Source organism: Actinophytocola xinjiangensis, assembly GCF_001921215.1.
Lineage (GTDB): Bacteria > Actinomycetota > Actinomycetes > Mycobacteriales > Pseudonocardiaceae > Actinophytocola > Actinophytocola xinjiangensis.
In genome coordinates, this window is sequence record NZ_MSIF01000012.1 from 36010 (window position 1) to 54425 (window position 18416).

21 protein-coding genes and 2 tRNA genes are annotated in these 18416 nt (G+C 72.6%); 12 read left to right on the forward strand and 11 right to left on the reverse strand.

The window, feature by feature from the left end; translation table 11 throughout:
• Positions 1 to 2 precede the first annotated feature (2 nt).
• Entirely contained in the window at positions 3 to 2156 is a 2154-nt protein-coding gene (locus tag BLA60_RS23130) for an MMPL family transporter (RefSeq protein ID WP_075135072.1), read from the reverse strand.
• Positions 2157 to 2283: 127 nt separating this feature from the next.
• Between BLA60_RS23130 and BLA60_RS23135 the strand changes: the two genes are divergently transcribed.
• Positions 2284 to 2835: a TetR/AcrR family transcriptional regulator gene (locus BLA60_RS23135; protein WP_075135073.1), complete on the forward strand. Its 552-nt coding sequence runs from the start codon at positions 2284 to 2286 to the stop codon at positions 2833 to 2835.
• 90 nt (positions 2836 to 2925) lie between these two features.
• Complete coding sequence (locus tag BLA60_RS23140) at positions 2926 to 3825, forward strand: SMP-30/gluconolactonase/LRE family protein (RefSeq protein WP_075135074.1); 900 nt, start codon at positions 2926 to 2928, stop codon at positions 3823 to 3825.
• On the opposite strand, the gene add is transcribed toward BLA60_RS23140, so the two are convergent.
• Both add and BLA60_RS23150 read right to left on the reverse strand, forming a co-directional pair.
• On the reverse strand, positions 3798 to 4829 hold the full coding sequence (add, locus tag BLA60_RS23145; protein WP_075135075.1) for an adenosine deaminase: 1032 nt from the start codon (positions 4827 to 4829) through the stop codon (positions 3798 to 3800). The genes BLA60_RS23140 and add overlap by 28 nt on opposite strands.
• Positions 4804 to 5052 carry a hypothetical protein gene (locus BLA60_RS23150; protein WP_075135076.1) on the reverse strand — a complete coding sequence of 83 codons (249 nt, stop codon included), beginning with the start codon at positions 5050 to 5052 and terminating at the stop codon, positions 4804 to 4806. The genes add and BLA60_RS23150 overlap by 26 nt, the downstream gene beginning before the upstream one ends.
• Positions 5053 to 5186: 134 nt before the next feature.
• Between BLA60_RS23150 and BLA60_RS23155 the strand changes: the two genes are divergently transcribed.
• Positions 5187 to 5259 (forward strand) — tRNA-Asn (locus tag BLA60_RS23155).
• Between the two features lie 40 nt (positions 5260 to 5299).
• Entirely contained in the window at positions 5300 to 6130 is an 831-nt protein-coding gene (locus BLA60_RS23160; RefSeq protein WP_075135077.1) for an aminoglycoside phosphotransferase family protein, read from the forward strand.
• Here BLA60_RS23160 and BLA60_RS23165 read toward each other — a convergent pair.
• A complete protein-coding gene (locus tag BLA60_RS23165; RefSeq protein ID WP_075135078.1) occupies positions 6124 to 6882 on the reverse strand; it encodes a DUF2306 domain-containing protein in 759 nt (252 codons plus the stop codon). The two genes, BLA60_RS23160 and BLA60_RS23165, sit on opposite strands and share 7 nt — an antisense overlap.
• Before the next feature lie 112 nt (positions 6883 to 6994).
• Between BLA60_RS23165 and BLA60_RS23170 the strand changes: the two genes are divergently transcribed.
• Complete coding sequence (locus tag BLA60_RS23170) at positions 6995 to 7780, forward strand: TetR/AcrR family transcriptional regulator (protein WP_075135079.1); 786 nt, start codon at positions 6995 to 6997, stop codon at positions 7778 to 7780.
• Here the strand turns inward: BLA60_RS23170 and BLA60_RS23175 are convergent.
• From BLA60_RS23175 to BLA60_RS23185, 3 genes are read right to left on the reverse strand one after another with little or no spacing between them, the layout of a single operon-like run.
• On the reverse strand, positions 7777 to 8985 hold the full coding sequence (locus BLA60_RS23175; protein WP_245812103.1) for an MFS transporter: 1209 nt from the start codon (positions 8983 to 8985) through the stop codon (positions 7777 to 7779). The genes BLA60_RS23170 and BLA60_RS23175 overlap by 4 nt on opposite strands.
• Before the next feature lie 37 nt (positions 8986 to 9022).
• Entirely contained in the window at positions 9023 to 9760 is a 738-nt protein-coding gene (locus BLA60_RS23180) for a hypothetical protein (protein WP_075135080.1), read from the reverse strand.
• A complete protein-coding gene (locus BLA60_RS23185; protein WP_084735202.1) occupies positions 9757 to 10440 on the reverse strand; it encodes an ATP-binding cassette domain-containing protein in 684 nt (227 codons plus the stop codon). Before BLA60_RS23185 ends, BLA60_RS23180 begins: the two co-directional genes overlap by 4 nt.
• Positions 10441 to 10549: 109 nt before the next feature.
• Between BLA60_RS23185 and BLA60_RS23190 the strand changes: the two genes are divergently transcribed.
• The 3 genes from BLA60_RS23190 (at position 10550) to BLA60_RS23200 (ending at position 14118) form a co-directional block, all read left to right on the forward strand.
• Positions 10550 to 11653: a sensor histidine kinase gene (locus tag BLA60_RS23190; protein WP_084735203.1), complete on the forward strand. Its 1104-nt coding sequence runs from the start codon at positions 10550 to 10552 to the stop codon at positions 11651 to 11653.
• The gene (locus tag BLA60_RS23195) at positions 11650 to 12345 is read left to right on the forward strand and encodes a response regulator (RefSeq protein WP_075135082.1); all 696 of its coding nucleotides are present in this window, start codon (positions 11650 to 11652) and stop codon (positions 12343 to 12345) included. Before BLA60_RS23190 ends, BLA60_RS23195 begins: the two co-directional genes overlap by 4 nt.
• Before the next feature lie 90 nt (positions 12346 to 12435).
• Positions 12436 to 14118, forward strand: coding sequence for a fatty acyl-AMP ligase (locus tag BLA60_RS23200; protein WP_154814532.1), 1683 nt, complete (start codon positions 12436 to 12438; stop codon positions 14116 to 14118).
• Positions 14119 to 14125: 7 nt separating this feature from the next.
• Here BLA60_RS23200 and BLA60_RS23205 read toward each other — a convergent pair whose 3' ends face one another.
• Positions 14126 to 14641 carry a hypothetical protein gene (locus BLA60_RS23205; RefSeq protein ID WP_075135083.1) on the reverse strand — a complete coding sequence of 172 codons (516 nt, stop codon included), beginning with the start codon at positions 14639 to 14641 and terminating at the stop codon, positions 14126 to 14128.
• 159 nt (positions 14642 to 14800) lie between these two features.
• On the opposite strand from BLA60_RS23205, the gene BLA60_RS23210 reads away from it, so the two are divergent.
• The 3 genes from BLA60_RS23210 (at position 14801) to BLA60_RS23220 (ending at position 15886) form a co-directional block, all read left to right on the forward strand.
• A complete protein-coding gene (locus BLA60_RS23210) occupies positions 14801 to 15049 on the forward strand; it encodes a hypothetical protein (RefSeq protein WP_075135084.1) in 249 nt (82 codons plus the stop codon).
• 97 nt (positions 15050 to 15146) lie between these two features.
• Positions 15147 to 15220 (forward strand) — tRNA-Ile (locus BLA60_RS23215).
• Positions 15221 to 15439: 219 nt separating this feature from the next.
• Complete coding sequence (locus BLA60_RS23220; protein WP_211288819.1) at positions 15440 to 15886, forward strand: tetratricopeptide repeat protein; 447 nt, start codon at positions 15440 to 15442, stop codon at positions 15884 to 15886.
• A gap of 4 nt (positions 15887 to 15890) precedes the next feature.
• Here the strand turns inward: BLA60_RS23220 and BLA60_RS23225 are convergent, their stop codons facing one another.
• A complete protein-coding gene (locus tag BLA60_RS23225) occupies positions 15891 to 16301 on the reverse strand; it encodes a nuclear transport factor 2 family protein (protein ID WP_075135086.1) in 411 nt (136 codons plus the stop codon).
• An 86-nt stretch (positions 16302 to 16387) separates the two neighbouring features.
• On the opposite strand from BLA60_RS23225, the gene BLA60_RS23230 reads away from it, so the two are divergent.
• A complete protein-coding gene (locus BLA60_RS23230) occupies positions 16388 to 16921 on the forward strand; it encodes a TetR/AcrR family transcriptional regulator (RefSeq protein WP_084735204.1) in 534 nt (177 codons plus the stop codon).
• Between the two features lie 39 nt (positions 16922 to 16960).
• Here the strand turns inward: BLA60_RS23230 and BLA60_RS23235 are convergent, their stop codons facing one another.
• Positions 16961 to 17821 carry a hypothetical protein gene (locus tag BLA60_RS23235; RefSeq protein WP_075135088.1) on the reverse strand — a complete coding sequence of 287 codons (861 nt, stop codon included), beginning with the start codon at positions 17819 to 17821 and terminating at the stop codon, positions 16961 to 16963.
• Positions 17808 to 18335, reverse strand: a complete 528-nt coding sequence (locus BLA60_RS23240) for a SigE family RNA polymerase sigma factor (RefSeq protein WP_075135251.1) — start codon at positions 18333 to 18335, stop codon at positions 17808 to 17810. Before BLA60_RS23240 ends, BLA60_RS23235 begins: the two co-directional genes overlap by 14 nt.
• Positions 18336 to 18416: the final 81 nt, after the last annotated feature.

An 18416-nucleotide genomic window follows, 5' to 3' on the forward strand; every position in this document is an offset into this window, starting at 1 on the left:
GGTCAGGAACTGACGTCGACGGTTTCCCGCTGCTGGGCCGGCGGCGCGGCCGGCCGGTCGGCGCGACCGGGCCACCAGGCCTTGTGGCCCAGCAGTGCCGTCACGCTCGGCACCAGGAACATCGACATCACGAACGCGGCGATCATGATCCCGATCGACACGGCGAAACCCATTTCCACCAGGAACGAGATGCCGCCGAGCATCATCGACGCGAACGTGCCGGCCAGGATCACCCCGGCGGCGCCGACCGACGGGCCGCCGTGCTCGACGGCGAGGTCGGCCGCGGTGCGCGGGTCGTTGCCGAGCTTGGCCTCCTCGCGTAGCCGGGCGATCATCAGGATGTTGTAGTCCGTGCCGATCGCCACCACGAACAGGTACACCAGCATCGGCAGCATGAACGACACACCCGGCCGGTCGCCGATGCCCTGGAAGGCGATCACCGTCGCGCCCATGGTGCTGAAGAAGCCGAGCACCACCGCCACCATCAGGTAGATCGGCGCGACGATGCTGCGCAGCAGCAACCCGAGCACGATCGCGATCAGCAGGCCGGCGACCGGGAAGATCACCCACAGGTCCCGGTTGTTGGCGTCCCGGATGTCGGCGAACGCGGAGCTCAGGCCGCCGACGTAGGCGGTCGCGCCGTCCGGCGCCTCGTCCTTGGCGATCGTGCGCAGCTCACCTCCGACCAGATCGAGCGAGGAGTTGGCGTACGGGCTGTCGGCCAGCAGCAGGTCGATCTTGGCGACCGTGCCGTCCTCGCTGAGGGTGGCGACCCCGGCCGGACCCGGCATGACGCCGCCGACCCCGGGAACCTCCTGCAACCGCTGGGCGTAGGTGGCCAGCGCGGCCTCGTCGAGCGCGCCATCACCGCGCAGGTACACCGAGGTCGGGCTCAGCGCGCCGGCCGGGAAGCCGCTCTCCATGTACTCCAGGCCGCGTGCGGACTCGGTGTCGCTGGGCAGTTGGGCGTTCTGGTCGTAGTCGGTGTTGAAGCCGAACATGCCCAGCGCCAGTGCGGCCATCACGCCACCGGAGACCAGCGCCACCACGCCGGGACGCCGGCCGGTGAGCTTGCCCAGCCGCTGGAAGGTGGTGCCCTTGGGCGTGCGCTGCCAGGACTTCGACGGCCAGAACACCTTGGTCCCCAGCAGCGACACGACCGCCGGGATCAGCGTGACCGCGGCCAGCGCCATCAGCGCGACCGCGATCGACAGGCCGGGGCCGAAGCTGGTGAAGGCGCCGAACACGGCCAGCAGCAGCGCCATGAACGCGATGATGATGGCCGCCGCCGCGGACGCGATCACCTCGCCGACCCGCGCGACCGCGGCGACCAGCGCCGTCTTCTGGTCGTCGCCGGCCCGCAGGCGTTCGCGGAAGCGGAACAGCAGGAACACGATGTAGTCGGTGCCGACGCCGTAGAGCACGATCGTCATGACGATCTGGACCGACTGGTCGACCTGGAAGCCGAACGCCTCCGCCGCCCAGGCGATCAGCCCGGGCGCGATCGCGCTCACCAGGCCGACGGTGACGATCGGCAGCAGCGCGGCGATCGGACTGCGGTAGATCAGCAGCAGCAGGCCGATGATCAGCACGATGGTGGCCGCGCCGACGATCACCAGCGCGGTGTCGAACGCGTCGGCGTTGTCGGCGAACATCGCCACGTCACCGGTGACCGCGTACTCCAGGCCGGTGTCGCCCAGGGTCGAGCCGGTGGTGTCCCGGATGCTCTCGACCGCCTCGACCAGCTTCGGGTCGTCGCCGAAGCCGTCCAGCCCGGCGGTGACCAACTGGACCTTGCCGTTGGGTGAGACGGCGGGGGCGCCGGTGAGGACCTGGGTGACCCGCTCGATGTTCTCGGCCTGTAAGTCCTCGGCGAGCCCGCCGATCGTGGTCTTGTCCTGTTCGGACAGCGCCGCCCCGTCGACGCGCCGGATCACGATCGTCGCGCTGGCGTCGGTCTGCTCGCCGAACGCCTCGGTCGCCAGGTCCGCCGCCTGGACGGACTCGTAGTCCGACGGCAGGAAGTTGGCCTGGTCGCGGTTGGTGACGTCACCGAGGGTGGGCGCGAAGGAGACCACCGCGATGGTGATCAGCACCCAGGCGGCGATCACCTTCCATGGGTTGTGGACGACGAATCGACCCAGTCGTTCGAACATCTGACCTCCCCTGAGATGTCGTGGAACGAAGGTTACCTGCCGCACGGTAGGTAAGATCCACCGGCGGTCCGGCCAGGACGGAACGCTAACGTGAGCGGCCTGAGAAACCGCTGAGGAGGTGGGGCGGATGGACGGGGACACCCGCGAGACGATCCGCGAGGTCGCCATCGACCTGTTCTCCACCCGCGGCTTCGACCAGACCAGCCTGCGCGAGATCGCCGAGCGGGTCGGGCTGACCAAGGCGTCGCTGTACTACCACTACCCGTCCAAGCAGGCGCTGCTCACCGCGATCGTCTCCCCGCTGCTCGACGGCTGGCGCGCGGTCACCGACGAGGCCGAGGGCATGGCCCACACCCCGGACAACGTGCGGCACGTGCTGACCACCCTGCTGGACGTGATGGTCGTCAACCGGCCGCTGGCCAGTGTGCTGCTGCGCGACCCGGCCGGCGTGGTGGCCGCCGCCGGGCCGCTGTGGCAGGACATGATCGACGTGGCGACCAGGCTCACGAACTGGGTCGCCGGCCCGGAGCCGACGGTCGCGCAGCGGCTGCGCGCGATCGCCGCGATGGAGGTGCTGCGCGCCGCCTACAGCTCGATCACCTACCTCCGGGAGGAGGTCGCCGACGCCGAGATGCGCGAGGTGCTGCTCGACTCGGCGCTGGGCGCGCTGCGACGCTGATACGACGGTGATACGACGCTGAACCGTTCGGTCACGCGCTGCGTAGGTTGGGACTGTCCCCGTTCTCGCAGAGCACCGAAGGATGTCGTGATGCTTCGACGCGTTGGACTCACCCTGCTCCTGGCCGCGCTGGCGGTCCCCGGCCTGTCACCGTCGGCCTCGGCGAGCCCCGGCTTCCCCCCGAGTTTCGCGCTGCCCCACGGTTTCCAGCCCGAGGGCATCGCCGTCGGGCCGGGGCCGGTCGCCTACTTCGGGTCGCTGGCCGACGGTGCGATCTACCGGGCCGACCTGCGCACCGGCCGGGGCCGGGTGATCAGCGAGGGCCCGGGAACGCCGTCGGTCGGCATGAAGACCGACGCGCGCGGGCGGCTGTTCGTCGCCGGTGGCGCGGCCGGCGACGCCCGGGTGGTGGACACCCGGACCGGTGACGTGCTGGCGAGCTACCAGCTGGCCGAGGGCGCGGCGTTCATCAACGACGTCGTGCTGACCCGGGACGCTGCCTGGTTCACCGACTCGCTCAACCCGGTGCTCCACCGCCTGCCGCTGACCGGTCACCGCCTGCCGGCGCGCGCGGACACCGTTCCGTTGACCGGTGACCTGGTGTACCAGGAAGGCTTCAACGCCAACGGGATCGCGGCCACGCCGGACGGCCGGGGGCTGCTCGTCGTGCAGACCAACACCGGCTCCCTGTTCCGGGTCGAGCCGTCGGGTGTCACCCATCGGGTGGCGGTGCCGATCACGCTGACCTTCGGTGACGGCCTGTTGCAGCGCGGCTCGACCGTGTACGTCGTCCAGAACCGGCTGAACACGCTGACCGAGCTGCGGTTGCGCGGCGACACGGCGACGGTCGCCCGGCAGGTCACCGACCCGCGTTTCGACGTCCCGACGACCGTCGGCCACTTCGCCGGCCGGCTGTACCTGCCCAACGCGCGGTTCACCACCACGCCCGGCCCGGACGTCACCTACACGGTCAACTCGGTCCCGGCCTGAGCCAGCCACTCGTCCACCGAGGCCAGCAGGGCGGCGCGGACCTCCGGCGGCGCCGCCGACCCCCGGATGCCGTGCGCGGCGAGGACGGCGAGCTGCTGGTCGGTGAGGCCGAGCAGGTCGCGGCAGATCAGGTACTGGCTGGCCAGGCCGGTGCCGAACAGCAGTGGGTCGTCGGTGCCGATGGCCACCGGCACCTGGGCGCCCAGCAGCGTGGCCAGCGGGATCGTCGCCAGCTCGTGCACGCCGAAGGGCGGGTAGGAGGTCGGGCAGACCTCCAGGGTCACCCGCCGCTCGGCGAGCAGCTCCAGGGTCGGCGGGTCGGTCGCGGCGGCGGTGCCGTGGCCGATCCGGCCGGCGCCGAGGTGCTCGACGCAGGCGCGGACGTGGTCGGCGCCGGTGTAGAAGCCCGAGTGCGGGGTCGCCACCAGCCCGGCGTCGCGGGCGATCCGGAACGCCGGGGTGAACTCGGCGACGGTCGCGTGCCGCTCGTCGTTGGACAGGCCGAAGCCGACGACCCCGTCGTCGGCGTACTCGGCGGCCAGCCGGGCGAGGGTCACCGCGTGGTCGGGGGAGCGCGTCCAGCTGGACGCGACGATCACGCCGGTGGGGATGGTCGCGGCGCGCGCGCCGGCCAGCACGGCCTCCAGCGCCGCGCGGTACCCGCCGAACACCGGGGCGTAGGAGGTCGGGTCGACCTGGATCTCCAGCCAGCCGCAGCCGTCGGCGGCGTCGTCGTCGGCGGCCTCGGTGACCACCCGGGCGACGTCCTCGGCGGTGCGGATGGCCTGGCGGGCGGCGTCGTAGCGGTCCTGGAAGTCCGCCCAGGTGCCGGCCGTGGCCGGCAGCGGCGGGGGGACGGTGAGGCCGTGGCCGGCGGCCAGTTCGGTGAGCGTGGCCGGGCGCATCGCGCCGGTGAGGTGCAGGTGCAGGTGGGCCTTGGGGAGCCCCCGCGGGTCGCGCGCGGGGGCCCGGCCCGGCTCACGGCTGGTGGTAGGCGGGTTCACTCGCGTTCCGGTGTCCGTTGCCGCTCGGCGCGGACGCCGGCCTGGACCGTCCACCGAAGCCGACCTTCTCGCCGACCTTCGCCCGCGCGACGCCGGCGGCGCCCTGGACCGCGGGGTGGTCGGCGATCTTGCGGTAGGTGCGCATGATCTGGTCGTAGCGCCCACGCCCCGCCTTGGCCCCCAACACGTACCCCACCGCGGCGCCCAGCAGGAACGCCTTCATGTCATCGCCTCCCAGGATCGGGTTGCTCTCGTGGTGCCCATCCTCCCCCAGTTCGGCCCCAGGTGCCGGCCGGCGAACAGGCGAGTTCGGGCATGCGCTAAGGTTGGGTCTCGCCGGAGCCGCTCCGGTGACGATCCTCCTTAGCTCAATTGGCAGAGCATTCGGCTGTTAACCGAAGGGTTGTTGGTTCGAGTCCAACAGGAGGAGCAAGTTCTTGGTCCGGCCACTGGGTGAGCCGTTGACCGGTATGCCAATCGACAAGGTCGCCTCCCGTGCGGTGGACGCCGCGGTGGCCACGGCCACCGCGCTCGGCCTGGACGTCGGGCATACGACCGTTCTGCACGCCTCGAACCGGATCACCGTGCGCCTGGCGCCCTGCGACGTCCTCGCCCGGGTCGCGCCTGTCGCGGACCGGGCCGGCGCGGCGTTCGAGGTCGAGGTCGCTGGTCTGCTGGCGGGAACGGGCGGCCCGGTGGGCGTGCCAGAATCTCGGGTGCGGCCGCGCGTGTACGTGCGCGCGGGTTTCGCGGTCACGCTGTGGCGCTACCACGAGCCGGTGCCGGGCGAGCTGGCGCCGGCCGCCTACGCCGACGCGCTGGTGCGGCTGCACGCCGGCCTGCGGCGCGTCGACCTCCCTCTGCCGCACGTCACGGACCGGGTCGGGCAGGCGCGGCAGCTGGTCGAGGACCGGCGGCGGTCCCCGGACCTCGGCGACGCGGACCGCGCCCTGCTCCGCGACACCCTGACGAACCTGGGTGGGGCACTCGTCCACGGCGCCGCCGAGCAGCCGCTGCACGGCGAACCCCATCCCGGCAACGTGCTGGCCACCGGGAACGGGCCGCTGTTCGTCGACCTCGAGTCCTGCTGCCGTGGTCCGGTCGAGTTCGACCTGGCGCACGCGCCGGAGCCGGTCGGCGCGCACTACCCGGCGGCCGATCCGGATCTGCTCGGCCGGTGCCGGATCCTCACGCTGGCGATCGCCACGGCGTGGCGTTGGGACCTTGCCGACCGGTTCCCGGACGGCCGCCGGCTGGGGCTGCTGTGGCTCGACCAGCTCCGGGCGGCGACCGGTTACTGAGGACGGCCGCCGGCCGCCGGCGCGGGTTCCGGGTCGCCCACCGGGGAGTCCCGTGGTGCGCGGCGGGTGGGGTCACCGGTCCTGGCCCGTGGTGTGCGGCGTTCCAGCAACCAGTCGGCGAGCAGCAGCAGGAGCAGTGGGCTGAGCCAGACACCGATGCTGGCGGCGCTGTAGGTCATCAGGTCCTCGCTGCCGAGGAACGTGGTGTCGGTTTCCGGGGTGAGCACGATCGTGGCCACGATGTTGATCACCCGGCTGAGGGCGATCGACAGGGCGAGCGCGACGCTGCGCGACATCCACCGGCGGTGCTCGTTGAACCGCCGTGCCCGGGCCATCCGCAGTCCGACGAGCGTGGTGACCAGCCACAACGCCGATCCGACGAGGTTGGCCACCCGCACCGACGGCCCGGCGGTGGTGTGCCAGCCGATGTAGAGGCCGAGCAGTCCGGCGGGCAGTGCGCCCGCGTACACGTAGAGCCGGCCGGTGATCCGGTGCCCGCGCCGGTGCCGTGCGCGGAACGCCGGCCAGATCTGGAAACACGCCGTGGACATGGCGACGGTGCCGAACAGTACGTGCGCGATCAGCAGCGGGTAGTACAGCCCGTCGCCCGGCGGCGGTTCCAGGCGGGAGTTCGCCGGGTCGAAGGTCAGGTAGGGCGGCACCGAGAACGCCAGGAAGGCCGCGACCACCAGTAACAGCGGCACGATCCAGGGTCGGCGCCACCAGCGCACGGTGAGGCGGGGTGAGGTCATGACGATCCGTTCTTGTCGTGGTCACGGACAGAAACTATGTACAACATACATTAGAACGTATGACATACACAGTTTTAGGATGGTCGCGGCACGGACACGGACGGGATGGCGAATGGCGACACGAGACAGCAAGGACCCGGACCTGGAGCGCAGCCTCACGCTGCTGTGGTCGGGACGCCCCCAGGGCCGGCGCGGCCCGCGACCACGGCTCACCGTGGACGGCATCGCCCGGGCCGCGGTCGAGGTCGCCGACGCCGAGGGGATCGAGGCACTGTCCATGCAGCGGATCGCCACCGAACTCGGCTACTCGACGATGTCGCTGTACAACCACGTCCCCAGCAAGGACCTCCTGCTGGAGGTGGCCGCCGACATCGGCGCCGGACCACCCCCCGACATCGGGGACCCCGACGACTTCCGGCCGGCGGTGCGCCGCTGGGTCGCCGCGCTGTGGGCCGGCTTCCGGCTCCGCCCCTGGATGCTGCGCGTCCCCTTCGACCACGCGCCCGTCGGCCCCCACCAGCTCGCCTGGCTCGACCGGCTGCTGCGTCCCCTGCTGGCCGCCGGCCTGAGCGGTCGCCAGGCGCGGGTCGCCGCCCTGCACCTGACCGCCGTCGTGCGCGGCACCGCGCAGATCAGCCTGAGCCTGGCCGCCGTCAACCGGACCGACGACGGTGTCCCGCGCTCCGACGCCGACCTGGCCAGGATCCTCACCGGGTTCCTCGACGAGCGGGACTACCCGGCGCTGACGGCCGTCTACACCGCCGAACTGGCCGGGGACACCGCCGCCGACACCGCCGACGAGGACCCGCTCCCGTTCGAGCTGGGTTTCGGCGTCGACCGCTTCCTCGACGGCGTCGAGTCCTGGGTCGCGGCGAACCGGCCGGGCGCCGATTCCTAGCCGGTGGGTGCCTCGCCGCGTCGCCGCTCGCGGGAGACCACGGCGAGCGTCGTCACCAGGACCAGGGCGGTCGCCAGCAGGACGAACGTGCCGACGATGGTGGCCCGCAGCCCGAGGACCGCGAGCAGTCCGCTGACGACGATCACGCCGAGGGACGTCGCCGTGCGCAGCATCGCGAACATCTCCGCGCGGCGGTGCGGCGGGGCGAGGTCGTCGAGGGCCAGCGAGTAGAAGGTGCCCAACGCCGGCAGGAAGAACCCGATGACGACCGCGCCCCCCAGCGTCAGCACGAGGTGCCCGCCGAGGACGAGCAGCCAGGAGCCCGCCGTGGTCGCGGCGAGGAACGCGGCGACCGTCCCGGTCGGTGGTCTGCGGTTGCGCACGCTCACCCAGATGCCGCCGGCGACCGAACCCCCGCACAGCGCGATCGCGAACAGGAAGGCCCAGCCCGGCGCCAGGCCGAAGGCGACCGCGAACGAGACGGCTCCGACCTCGACGGTCGCCACCGCCCCACCGCTGGCCGTGGCACAGAACAGCCACAGGAGCACCGTCGGCGACAGCCGCTGTCGCGACCGGGGCGCCCCGTCCCGCAGCGGCCCTCGGGCCTCGGGAACAGCGGGCATCAGCAGCAGCGGCCCGAGACCGAGGGCGGTGATCGCCGCCATGGCCCAGACCGGGGAGAACGCGCCGAGCACCGAGGCGAGCACGGGCGAGAGGGCGAAGGTGACCTCGTTCAGTGTGGCGGCCACCCCCAGCGCGCGGGGCAGCCGGCCGGGTTCCACCAGGTGGTTGAGCAGCAGCCGCTGGTAGCCGTACGCGGCGCCGTTGACCGCGCCGGCCAGGACGACCGCGACGACCAGCGACCCGAACGGCGCCCCCAGCGCCGCGAGCACGGTGACACCGGCGAGGGCGGCCGTGCGGACGGCGATCAGCGCACGCAGGTAGTGCACGGCGTTGAACCGGCGGCCCAGCCGCGACACCGGGACAGCGGCGATGACCTGCGCGACCGTCATGGCCAGCACCATCCCCGCGCCGGACTCGGCCGTGCCGGTCAGCGGGAAGGCCAGCAGGGCGAAGGCGATCGGCGCCGCCGCCTGCGGCACACCGAACGTGCTCTGCCCGATCTGCCACCGCAGCAGGTTCGCCCGGGAGCGTGACGAGGTCTGTCGAACCAGTGTCTCTTCCCGCTCATCGGTCCCCGCCACCAGCACAGTGTCACAACGACTCATCCGAACCGGTGAATCAGGTGACGTCTCGCCGGACGGTCGCGCCCGCCAGGGCCACGGCGACCAGGGCGTAGCCCAGGAACACCAGGGCGCCGGCCCACGCGGGCAGCACCGACCCCGCCACCGGCAGGTCGACGCGGGTCCAGCCGCTGGCCGCCTTCGCCGCGCCGGTCGGGGTCCACCGACCCACCTCCGGAACCAGCATGATCAACGTCCACTCCGCGTAGAACGTCCAGAGCAGCGCCACCGCGATCGCGGCCGACTGGTTGCGCACCAGCGCCCCCACGGCCACCCCGAACACGCACCACAGCGCCGTGCCGAGCACCGACCCCAGCAGCGCCAGCGGGACCGCCGGGTCGAACAGCGGCGCGTCCCGCGTGGCCAGCAGGACCATCACCAGCGGCACCGTCACGACCGCCGCGAGCAGCCCGGCGCCCAGACCCACCGCCGCACCGGCGACGACCTTGGCGCCGATGACCGGGACACGCGTGGGCGTCACGAGGTAGGCCCAGGTCACCGTGCGGTGGCGGTACTCGCCGGCCGACAGCAGGATGCCGGCGATCATCACCGCGGGGTAGCCCTGCTGGGCCATGCCGTAGGCGGCCACGACGTCGTCCGGGTCGAACACCAGGACCTGGACCGTCGCCCACGCCGCGCACAGGACCGCGCCCAGCACGACCAGCAGCCGCACCGAACGGGTCGCGACGGCCTTGCGCAGCTCCGCGGCCACCAGGCCGCCCAGCCGGCCGCTCACCGGGCCGCCCGAATCGCGTCGAGGTACACCCGTTCCAGGTCCGGGGTCACCGGCAGCCGGGTCAGCAGGTGCCCGTCGTTGATCACCACGACCTCGTCGGCCATCAGCGACAGCTCGGTCAGTACGTGGCTGGAGACCAGCACCGTGCGGCCGTCGGCGGCCAGCGCCCGCAGGTGGCCGCGCAGCCAGTGGATGCCCTCGGGGTCCAGGCCGTTCGCCGGCTCGTCCAGGACGAGCACCGCCGGATCACCCAGCAGCGCCGAGGCCAGGGCCAGCCGCTGGCGCATGCCCAGCGAGAAGCCGCCCACCCGCCGGTCGGCCGCGTCGAGCAGGGACACCTCGTCGAGGACCTCGCCGGCCCGGCGCGTCGGGATCCGGGCGGCCAGGCACAGCGCCTCCAGGTGCACCCTGGCGGAGTGCCCGGGGTGGAACGCCGTGGACTCCAGGACGGCGCCGACCGTGCGCACCGGGTCCGGCAGGTCGACGTAGCGGGAGCCGTCGATGAGCGCGGTGCCGCTGTCCTGGCGGACCAGGCCGAGCAGCGTGCGCAGGGTCGTCGTCTTGCCGGCGCCGTTGGGGCCGAGGAAGCCGGTGACCCGGCCGGCGGGCACGTCGAAGGTGAGGTCGCTGACCGCGCGGACGCGGCCGAACGACGTGGTCAGTGCGGTCACCGAGATCATGGGGTCAACGATGGCCGGGCGCGGGCGTCCGGTCTTGGTCCCCGGAGTGGAACCGATGCCCACCCGTGGGTGGAGGTGCGGCCCGAACCAGCGAGGTACGGTCCCCACCATGGGACGACCGTGGTGGGTCCTGCCGCTCCAGGTCGTGGTCGGCGCCTACCTGCTCTACGGCCTGGTGGCCGGGGTCCTCACCGGGGCGGCCGACGGTGGGCCCGGCCGGGCGCTGCTGGTCGCGGCGATCCACCTGGCGGGGCTCGGCTGCTGGGCGCTGGTCCTGCGGCGACGTACCGCGCCGTTCGCCGTGCTCGCCGCCTCGGCGGTGCTCGGTCTGGCCGCGCACTGGCTCGCCCCGTTCTCCGGCACCACCCTGCTGTACGCGGTGGTCTGGCTGGCGCCGTTCCGGACGCGGCTGTGGCAGGCGCTGCTGCTGACCGTGCTGACCACCGGCGGGTTCGTGCTGGTGTCGCTGGACGTCGGCCTCGACCCGAGCGCGAACTACGGGATCGCCGCCGGGCTGGGCTGGGCGGTGTACATCGCCGCGGTGGTCAACCAGCTGGCGACCACCAAACGGCAGACCGCGGCCGTCGCCGCCGCGCGCGCCGACGCCGCGGTGCTCGCCGAGCGGCAGCGGATGGCCAGGGAGATCCACGACATCGTGGCCCACTCGCTGGCCGCCCAGGTCGTCCACCTGGAGGGGACCCGGATGCTGCTGGAGCGCGACGGTGACCGGGAGCAGGCGCTGGAACGGGTGCGGCAGGCCGGTGACTTCGCCCGCGCCGGGCTGGCGGAGACCACGCTGGCGGTCGCCGCGCTGCGCGGACAACACCGGCCGCTGGCCGGCGAGCTGGCCGGGCTCGCCGGTGATTTCCGTGCCACCACGGGGAATCCGTGCGAGCTGACGGTCGAGGGCGACCCGGACGTGCTGGCGCCACCGGCCCGGCTGGCCGTGGTGCGCACGGTGCGGGAGGCGTTGACCAACGTGCACAAGCACGCGCCGGCGGCCTCGGTCACCATCCGGCTGCGCTGCGGCGACGACGGCTGCGAACTCGACGTGCGGGACACCGGCGGCACGAACGGCGGGGTGCTCGCCGCGACCGGCAGCGGCTACGGGCTGGTCGGCATGCGCGAGCGCGCCGAGCTCGTCGGCGGCAGCCTCGACGCCGGCCCGCACGGGCCGGGTTTCCGGGTCCAGCTGCGGATGCCGGGCCCATGACGACCCGGGTCGTGGTGGTGGACGACCAGACCGTGGTCCGCGAGGGTCTGGAACTGATCCTGGGCCTGCTGCCCGGCGTCGAGGTCCTGGCGTGCGGTGTGGACGGTGTGGACGCGGTGCGGCTGGTCGCCGAGCACCGCCCGGACGTGGTGCTGATGGACCTGCGGATGCCCAGGATGGACGGGGTGGCCGCGACCCGGCGGATCCGCGCGGAGTTCCCGGACACCGAGGTCGTCGTGCTCACCACCTACGCCGACGACGAGTCGGTGTTCGCCGCGCTGCGCGCCGGGGCTCGCGGCTACCTCACCAAGGACTCGCGGAGCACCGAGATCGCCGAGGCGATCGCCGCCGTGCGCCGGGGCGAGGCCCACTTCGACCCGGCGGTGCAGCGGCGGCTGGCCGACGTGGTGTCGCCGCGACGCGAGCCCCGGGCGCCGGTCGCGCTGACCCCCCGCGAGACCGACGTCCTGCGGTTGATCGCCGACGGCCGGTCCAACGCCGAGATCGCGCGCGGCCTGCACATCACCGAGGCGACCGTGAAGACCCACATCAACAACCTGTTCGCCAAGGCGGGCCTGCGGGACCGGGCGCAGGCGGTCACCTTCGCCTTCCGGCACGGCCTGGTCCGTGCGCCGGACCGCTCGCCGGAGTTCGCGGCCCTCCCGCCGGAACGGAACCAGCGCCGGACGTAGTGCCCTGTCCCGGAATCGCCAGGACCACATCCCGGTGGCACGGGAACGGAGCCTCACGACGGCGGCTGTCGCGGCGCTGACAATCGACTCGTGGACAACTCCAGCGCATCCTCGGTGCTCCAGGCTCTCCGTCGCCGGGCGGCGGCCGACCCGGATCGGGTGGTACTCCGGTTCGTCGAGGACGGGCGGGAGGACCGCACGCTCACCCGGCACGAGCTGGACCTGGCGGCCGCCGCCACCGGGTCCTGGCTGCGGGAACGGTTCGCCGTCGGCGACCGGGTCCTGCTGACCTACTCGTTCGGGCTGGACTTCGTCGTCGGGCTGGTCGCGTGCCTGCACGCCGGGCTGATCGCGGTGCCCGTGCCGCTGCCAGGACGCGACCACGAACGGCGCCGATTACGTTGCGTGGTCGCGGATTCCGGTGCCTGCGCCCTGCTGACCGACACACCCAACCTGGTCGGCCTCGGCGACTGGGTCGACGACCACGCGCTCGAACTCCCCGTGCTGGCGACCGACCGGCTGCCGGTGCGCGACCAGGACCTGAGGCCGCCGGCCGACGCCGGCCCCGACACGGTCGCCGTCATCCAGTACACCTCCGGCACGACCGGCGACCCCAAGGGCGTGCTGGTCTCCCACGGCAACCTGCTGCACAACGTCGACACCATCCGGCGCACCTTCGGGATCACCGAGAACTCCACGCTCGGCGGCTGGATCCCGCACTACCACGACATGGGGCTGATGGGGCAGATCCTGCCGGCGCTGATCGCCGGTGAGGCCTGTGTGCTGATGACCCCCACCTCGTTCCTGCGCCGCCCGCACCAGTGGCTGGAGCTGGTCCACCGGCACCGCATCGAGGTGTCCGCCGCCCCGAACTTCGCCTACGACCTGTGCTCGCGGCGGATCACCGACGAACAGGTCGCCGGCCTCGACCTGTCGTGTTGGCGGCACGCGGTCAACGGCGCCGAGCCGATCCGGCCGGAGACCCTCGCCGCGTTCACCGCCCGGTTCGCCCCGATCGGCTTCCGCGCGGCGGCCATGACCCCGTGCTACGGCCTCGCGGAGGCCACGCTGTTCGTCGCCACCACCGGCAGCCGGGGGCCGACCGTGCTCGACATCGACACCCAGCACCTGGAGCGCGGCGAGCTGCGCCCGGCCGGTGCCCTGGGCCCCCGGCGCGGCCTGCTCAGCTGCGGCCGGCCACGGGACCTGGCCGTGCGGATCGTGGATCCCGTGACGCACCAACCACTTCCGGACGGCCAGGTGGGGGAGATCCAGATCCGGGGCGGCAGTGTGAGCGCCGGCTACTGGGGCGCGCGGCCGGGTCCCGACCACCTGCCCACCGGCGACCTCGGCGCCTTCCACGACGGCGAGCTGTACGTCACCGGCCGCCGCGCCGAGACACTGTCCCACCGTGGCCGCACCCTGTACCCGCACGACCTCGAGCACGAACTGCGCCTGGCGCACCCCGAGCTGACCGGTCTGGCCGGCGCGGCGTTCACCGTCGACGAGGACGCCCTGGTCGTGCTGCACGAGATCAAGGGCACGTTCACCGCCGCCGAGCTGGCGCTGATCGCCGCCGGCATGGTCCGGACCGCCGGGCGGACCCCGGGCGTCGCGCTCGCCGACGTCGTGTTGCTGCGGCCGGGCGGGATCCGGCGCACCACCAGCGGCAAGATCCAGCGGACGACGATGCGGGAGCTGTACCTGGGCGGAGGGCTGGCGCCGCTGTACGTCCACGGCGGGCCGGTCGAGCCCACCGACGTGGCGGCCTGAGGCGTCGCTACGTCTGCTGGTCGTCGCGGGCGGCGGCCTGCTGGGCCTCCCGGGACACCCGCAGCACGGCCGCCTCGTCCAGGCCGGCCCGCAGGAACCGCCGGCGCCAGTGTTCGAGCTTGCGCGGGTAGACCTCCGCGCCGGCGCCGGAGTCGATGACCGTGGTGAGGTCGCTGCGGGCCTTGGCCCACATGATGTCCAGGGCGATCCGCCGCGGCTGGTCGGGGTCGATCAGGTCGTGCGTGGGTACCGGGCCGCCGTCGAGGATCGACTCCGCGGTGGAGGCGTCCCACCCGTGCAGGTGGCGGGACAGGGCGCGGCAGACCAGTTCGACGACGGTGACCCCGACCGTCGGCTCGCCGCGTTCGAGCGATTCGAGGCTGCGGATCCCGATCCCCGCCTCGTCGGCGAACGAGGCGCGGAACCGGTGCCCGACCGCGCGCCGGGCCTGCCCGACGGCCTTTCCGAGACGGACGCGGGCCTGGGTCGGGTAGTCGGCGGTGCGCAGGTTCCGGTGGGCCACGGCAGCAGGATGCCGCAGAGTCCCGCATACCGCCAGTGCCTGTAAATGCCCGTTGCCCGGCGAATCGGCCACGACGGGCGTACTTAATTCCGCAGAGCAGTGCTTCTAGCTGCGGTGATAGCGTTTGACAGATCACGCAGATTTCCGCAGACTTCCGCTATGCCAAAGCTCAACCGGGACCGGATCCGGTTGTGGCTCGAAGAGCACAACTGGTCGGTCAAGCGCCTGGCGGAGGAGTGCAGCGCCCTGGGCGAGGACACGTTCCCGGAGGGAACGATGCGCAACGTCGTCAACGGCATCGACCCGATGCGCCCCGGCCGGATCCGGGTGATCTGCCGGGTCACGGCCAAGTACGGCGACGGCATCCCCTACGCGCAACTGATCGACCCTGACGGAAACGGGGTCTGACGAGATTCGGGTGGCCGAGCCCTGTAACCTTTTGTCCCTCGGGCACGGTCGTGTCCGGGCGTTCGAGGTCGAGCCCTTCCGAAAGCGTTGATCCCCGGGGGCGGTAGCTCAGTCGGTTAGAGCAGGGGACTCATAATCCCTTGGCCGTGGGTTCGAGCCCCACCCGCCCCACGAGTGGTGTGTTCGGCGCTGGTGCGCCTTCCCGATCTCCTTGTCCGTCGTGGGGGGCGACCCCCCACACCCCCACGGTGCGGCGCGTTCCTGACCCGGCGTGGTTGCGGTTCGCTGAGTCCTGGTGGGTCCATGGTGTGGCGGGTTTCTGGTCCGGTGTGGTTGCGGTTCGCTGAGGTCCGTGGACGCGACGGGATTGGTTCGGGAGGAGTGGTGGGTGTGGATTCGGTGTTGGTGGGGATCGCGGAGATCGCGCAGTCGGGGCAGCGGGGGGACAAGGCGGTCGCTCGGGAGAGGTTCGAGCGGTTGTGGGAGGAGATCGGTGGGGAAGAGGGGGATCCGTTGCACCGGTGCACGTTGGCGCATGCGATGGCCGACGTCCAGGAGGACGTTCGGGTGGAGTTGATGTGGGATCAGCGGGCGTTGGCGGCGGCGGATCTGGTGACCGGGGAACGGATGGCGGAGGCGGGGGTGGCGCTGCCGGTGGCGGGGCTGTATCCCTCGCTGCACCTGAACCTGGGGGAGTGTTACCGCCGGCTGGGGGACCATGAGCAGGCCAGGGAGCACCTGCGGTTGGCGCGCGAAGGGCTCGACGCGTTGGCCGACGACGACTACGGGCGGCTGATCCGGGACGGGTTCGCGCGGCTGGAGGCGTTGGTGGAGTGACCGGTCAGCTCAGGCCGAGGGCGGCTTCGGCGGCGGGGATGTCGACATAGTCGTGCAGGTGGGTGATCCGACCGGCTCGGGTGGTGAGGACCAGGAGGTTGGGCAGGGTGACGGGCCCGGTGGCCTCACTGGTGCCGACCGCCTCCTGCGCGACGACGATCGTGTTCGGGTCGGTGGTGTCGTGGATGGCCTGGGTGCGGTAGTGGGTGTAGCGCAGCGGGGACTCGCGCCAGCCGGTGGTGATCCAGGTGACGATCTCGTCCCGGCCCTTCAGGCGGGCGGGGAAACCGGGGCGGGTGAAGGGGAACTCGTGGACCGCGTCCTGGTCGTAGAGGGCGGCCAGGACGGTCGGTGAACGGGTGATCGAGGCGGCGCGCCAACGGTCGAGGATCTCGCGGGGGCCGGGGAAGGGCATGGAAGATCACCTTCGCTAAAATGAGGCATGGTCCGGTTGTTCGGACCGTAGCGGACCCCGTCCCCGGTTGACAAGGAGGAGTGCCCGTGCGGGCCGATGCGCGGCGGAACTACGAGCGGCTGGTGGAGCAGGCTCGGGTGGCGTTCGCCGAGTTCGGGGTGGACGCCTCGCTGGACGAGATCGCGCGGCGGGCGGGCGTGGCGAGCGGCACGCTGTACCGGCACTTCCCGACCCGGCTCGACCTGATCGAGGTCGTGCTGGGTGGGCAGGTCGCCGAGCTGGTGGCGCGGGGGCGGGCGCTGCTGGCGGCCGGCGGGGACGCCGGGGACGCCCTGGCGACGTGGCTGCGGGCGGCGCTCACCCACGCGCTGACCTACCGGGGGCTGGCGGCGGCGGTGATGAACTCGGCCGGCAACTCGGCCGCCGCGTGGCATGCCGAGATGTTCGAGGTGGGGACGGCGCTGGTGGACCGGGCGCGGGCGTCGGGGGCGGTGGGCGCCGACGTCGCCGGGGGCGACGTGCTGCGGTTGGTCGGGGCGGTCGCCTGGGCCGTGCGGGACGTCGAGGACGGGGACGTGCGGGCCGGGCGGATGCTGGAGATCGTGCTGAAAGGGTTGTAGGGGACGGTGCGCGGGTCGCGCACCGTCCACTGTGGACTTCTAGCGCCTGGTGAAGTCCGGCGGCGCGACCAGGTCCAGCTTGGCCAGGTTCTCCGCCGAGCGGGGCAGCCAGGTGTAGTCATTGGTCATCACCGGCTTCGCCGGGGCGTCCTCGCCCAGGACGATCGAGGTCTCGCGCACCGGCAGGTACGTGGCGGCGTCCACCCACAGGTCGATCTGGTACCCGCGCCTGGTGGCGAACAGGCGCAGGTGGTGGGTGTCCCGGTCCCCGACCCGCTCGGGGCCGATCATCTCCATCCGGCCCTCGTCGATCGCCGTCCGCAACGCGTCGGGATCGAGGATGTCAGGGACCTCCCCCTCCAGGACGATGCTGTCGTCGTGGTTGGTCGACCACGTCCGCAGCTCCCAGTCGACGACCGTGTACCGCACGTCGCCAGGGGCACCGACGCCGGCGATCGACTGGGTGCGGTGCATCGGACCCGTGCGCGGGGTCCTCGTGTCGGTGTCGGTGCCGTCGGGCTGGACGAGCGTGCTGTAGTTGTCGAGGCGGTAGCGCCTGGTCGACCGGTCGGTCCAGGTCTCCGAGTACCCGCTGTCGTAGTCGGTGCGCTCGTGGATGATCTGGTTCTGGGCCGAGCGCAGCGCCCGGAGGGTCTGCTCCTGCACCTGCGCGACGTTCGCGAACCTCGGCTCCGGTGTCCCGCCCGCGGTGGCCACCAGCACGGCGGCGGCCGCGGCGGCGGCGGTCAGTGGCGCGCCGATCGCGGTGCGCAGCTTCCAGGCACGGCGGGAACCCCGCGCGCGGACCTCGGCGGCCAGGCCGGGCTCCGCACGCACGTCGGCGGTCTCCCGGCGCAGCGCGTCGCCAACGGCACGGCCGAACTCCTCATCGGCGGACATCTGTGGTCTCCTTCATCGCGACCGGTGAATCGTGGAAATCCGCGAGCAGCTCACGCAGGCGGGTGAGCGCGCGGGTGGTGTAGGACTTGACCGTCCCGGACGTACAGCCGAGCAGCGCCGCCGTCTGGTCCACCGACAGGTCCTCGACGAACCGCAGCACGACCACCTGCCGCTGCCGCAGCGGCAGCTCGGCGAGCGCCTCGGTCACCACCTTGCGGTCGGCGACGCGGTCGTAGCCGGCGTCGACCTCGCGCAGGCCGGCCACGTCCGGTGGCAGCGGTGTCTCCGGTGGACGCCGCCCGCGCGCCCTGATCCGGTCCTTGGCCAGGTTGACCAGGACCCGCCGGGTGTAGGCCTCCGGCGCCGCCCGCGCCCTGGACCACCGCCGCAGGGTGCGCAGCAGCGCCGTCTGCACCAGGTCCTCGGCGTGCCCCCGGTCCCCGGTCAGCAGGAACGCTGTGCGCAGCAACGCGGTCGACCGGTCCTCGACGAACTCGTCAAAGCTGGCGAACATCGGCATGCCCCTCAGAACTCCAGGGCCACCGGACCGGTTGCCACGATGGCGGGGGTAGGGCCAGCCCTACCTCACAGATCA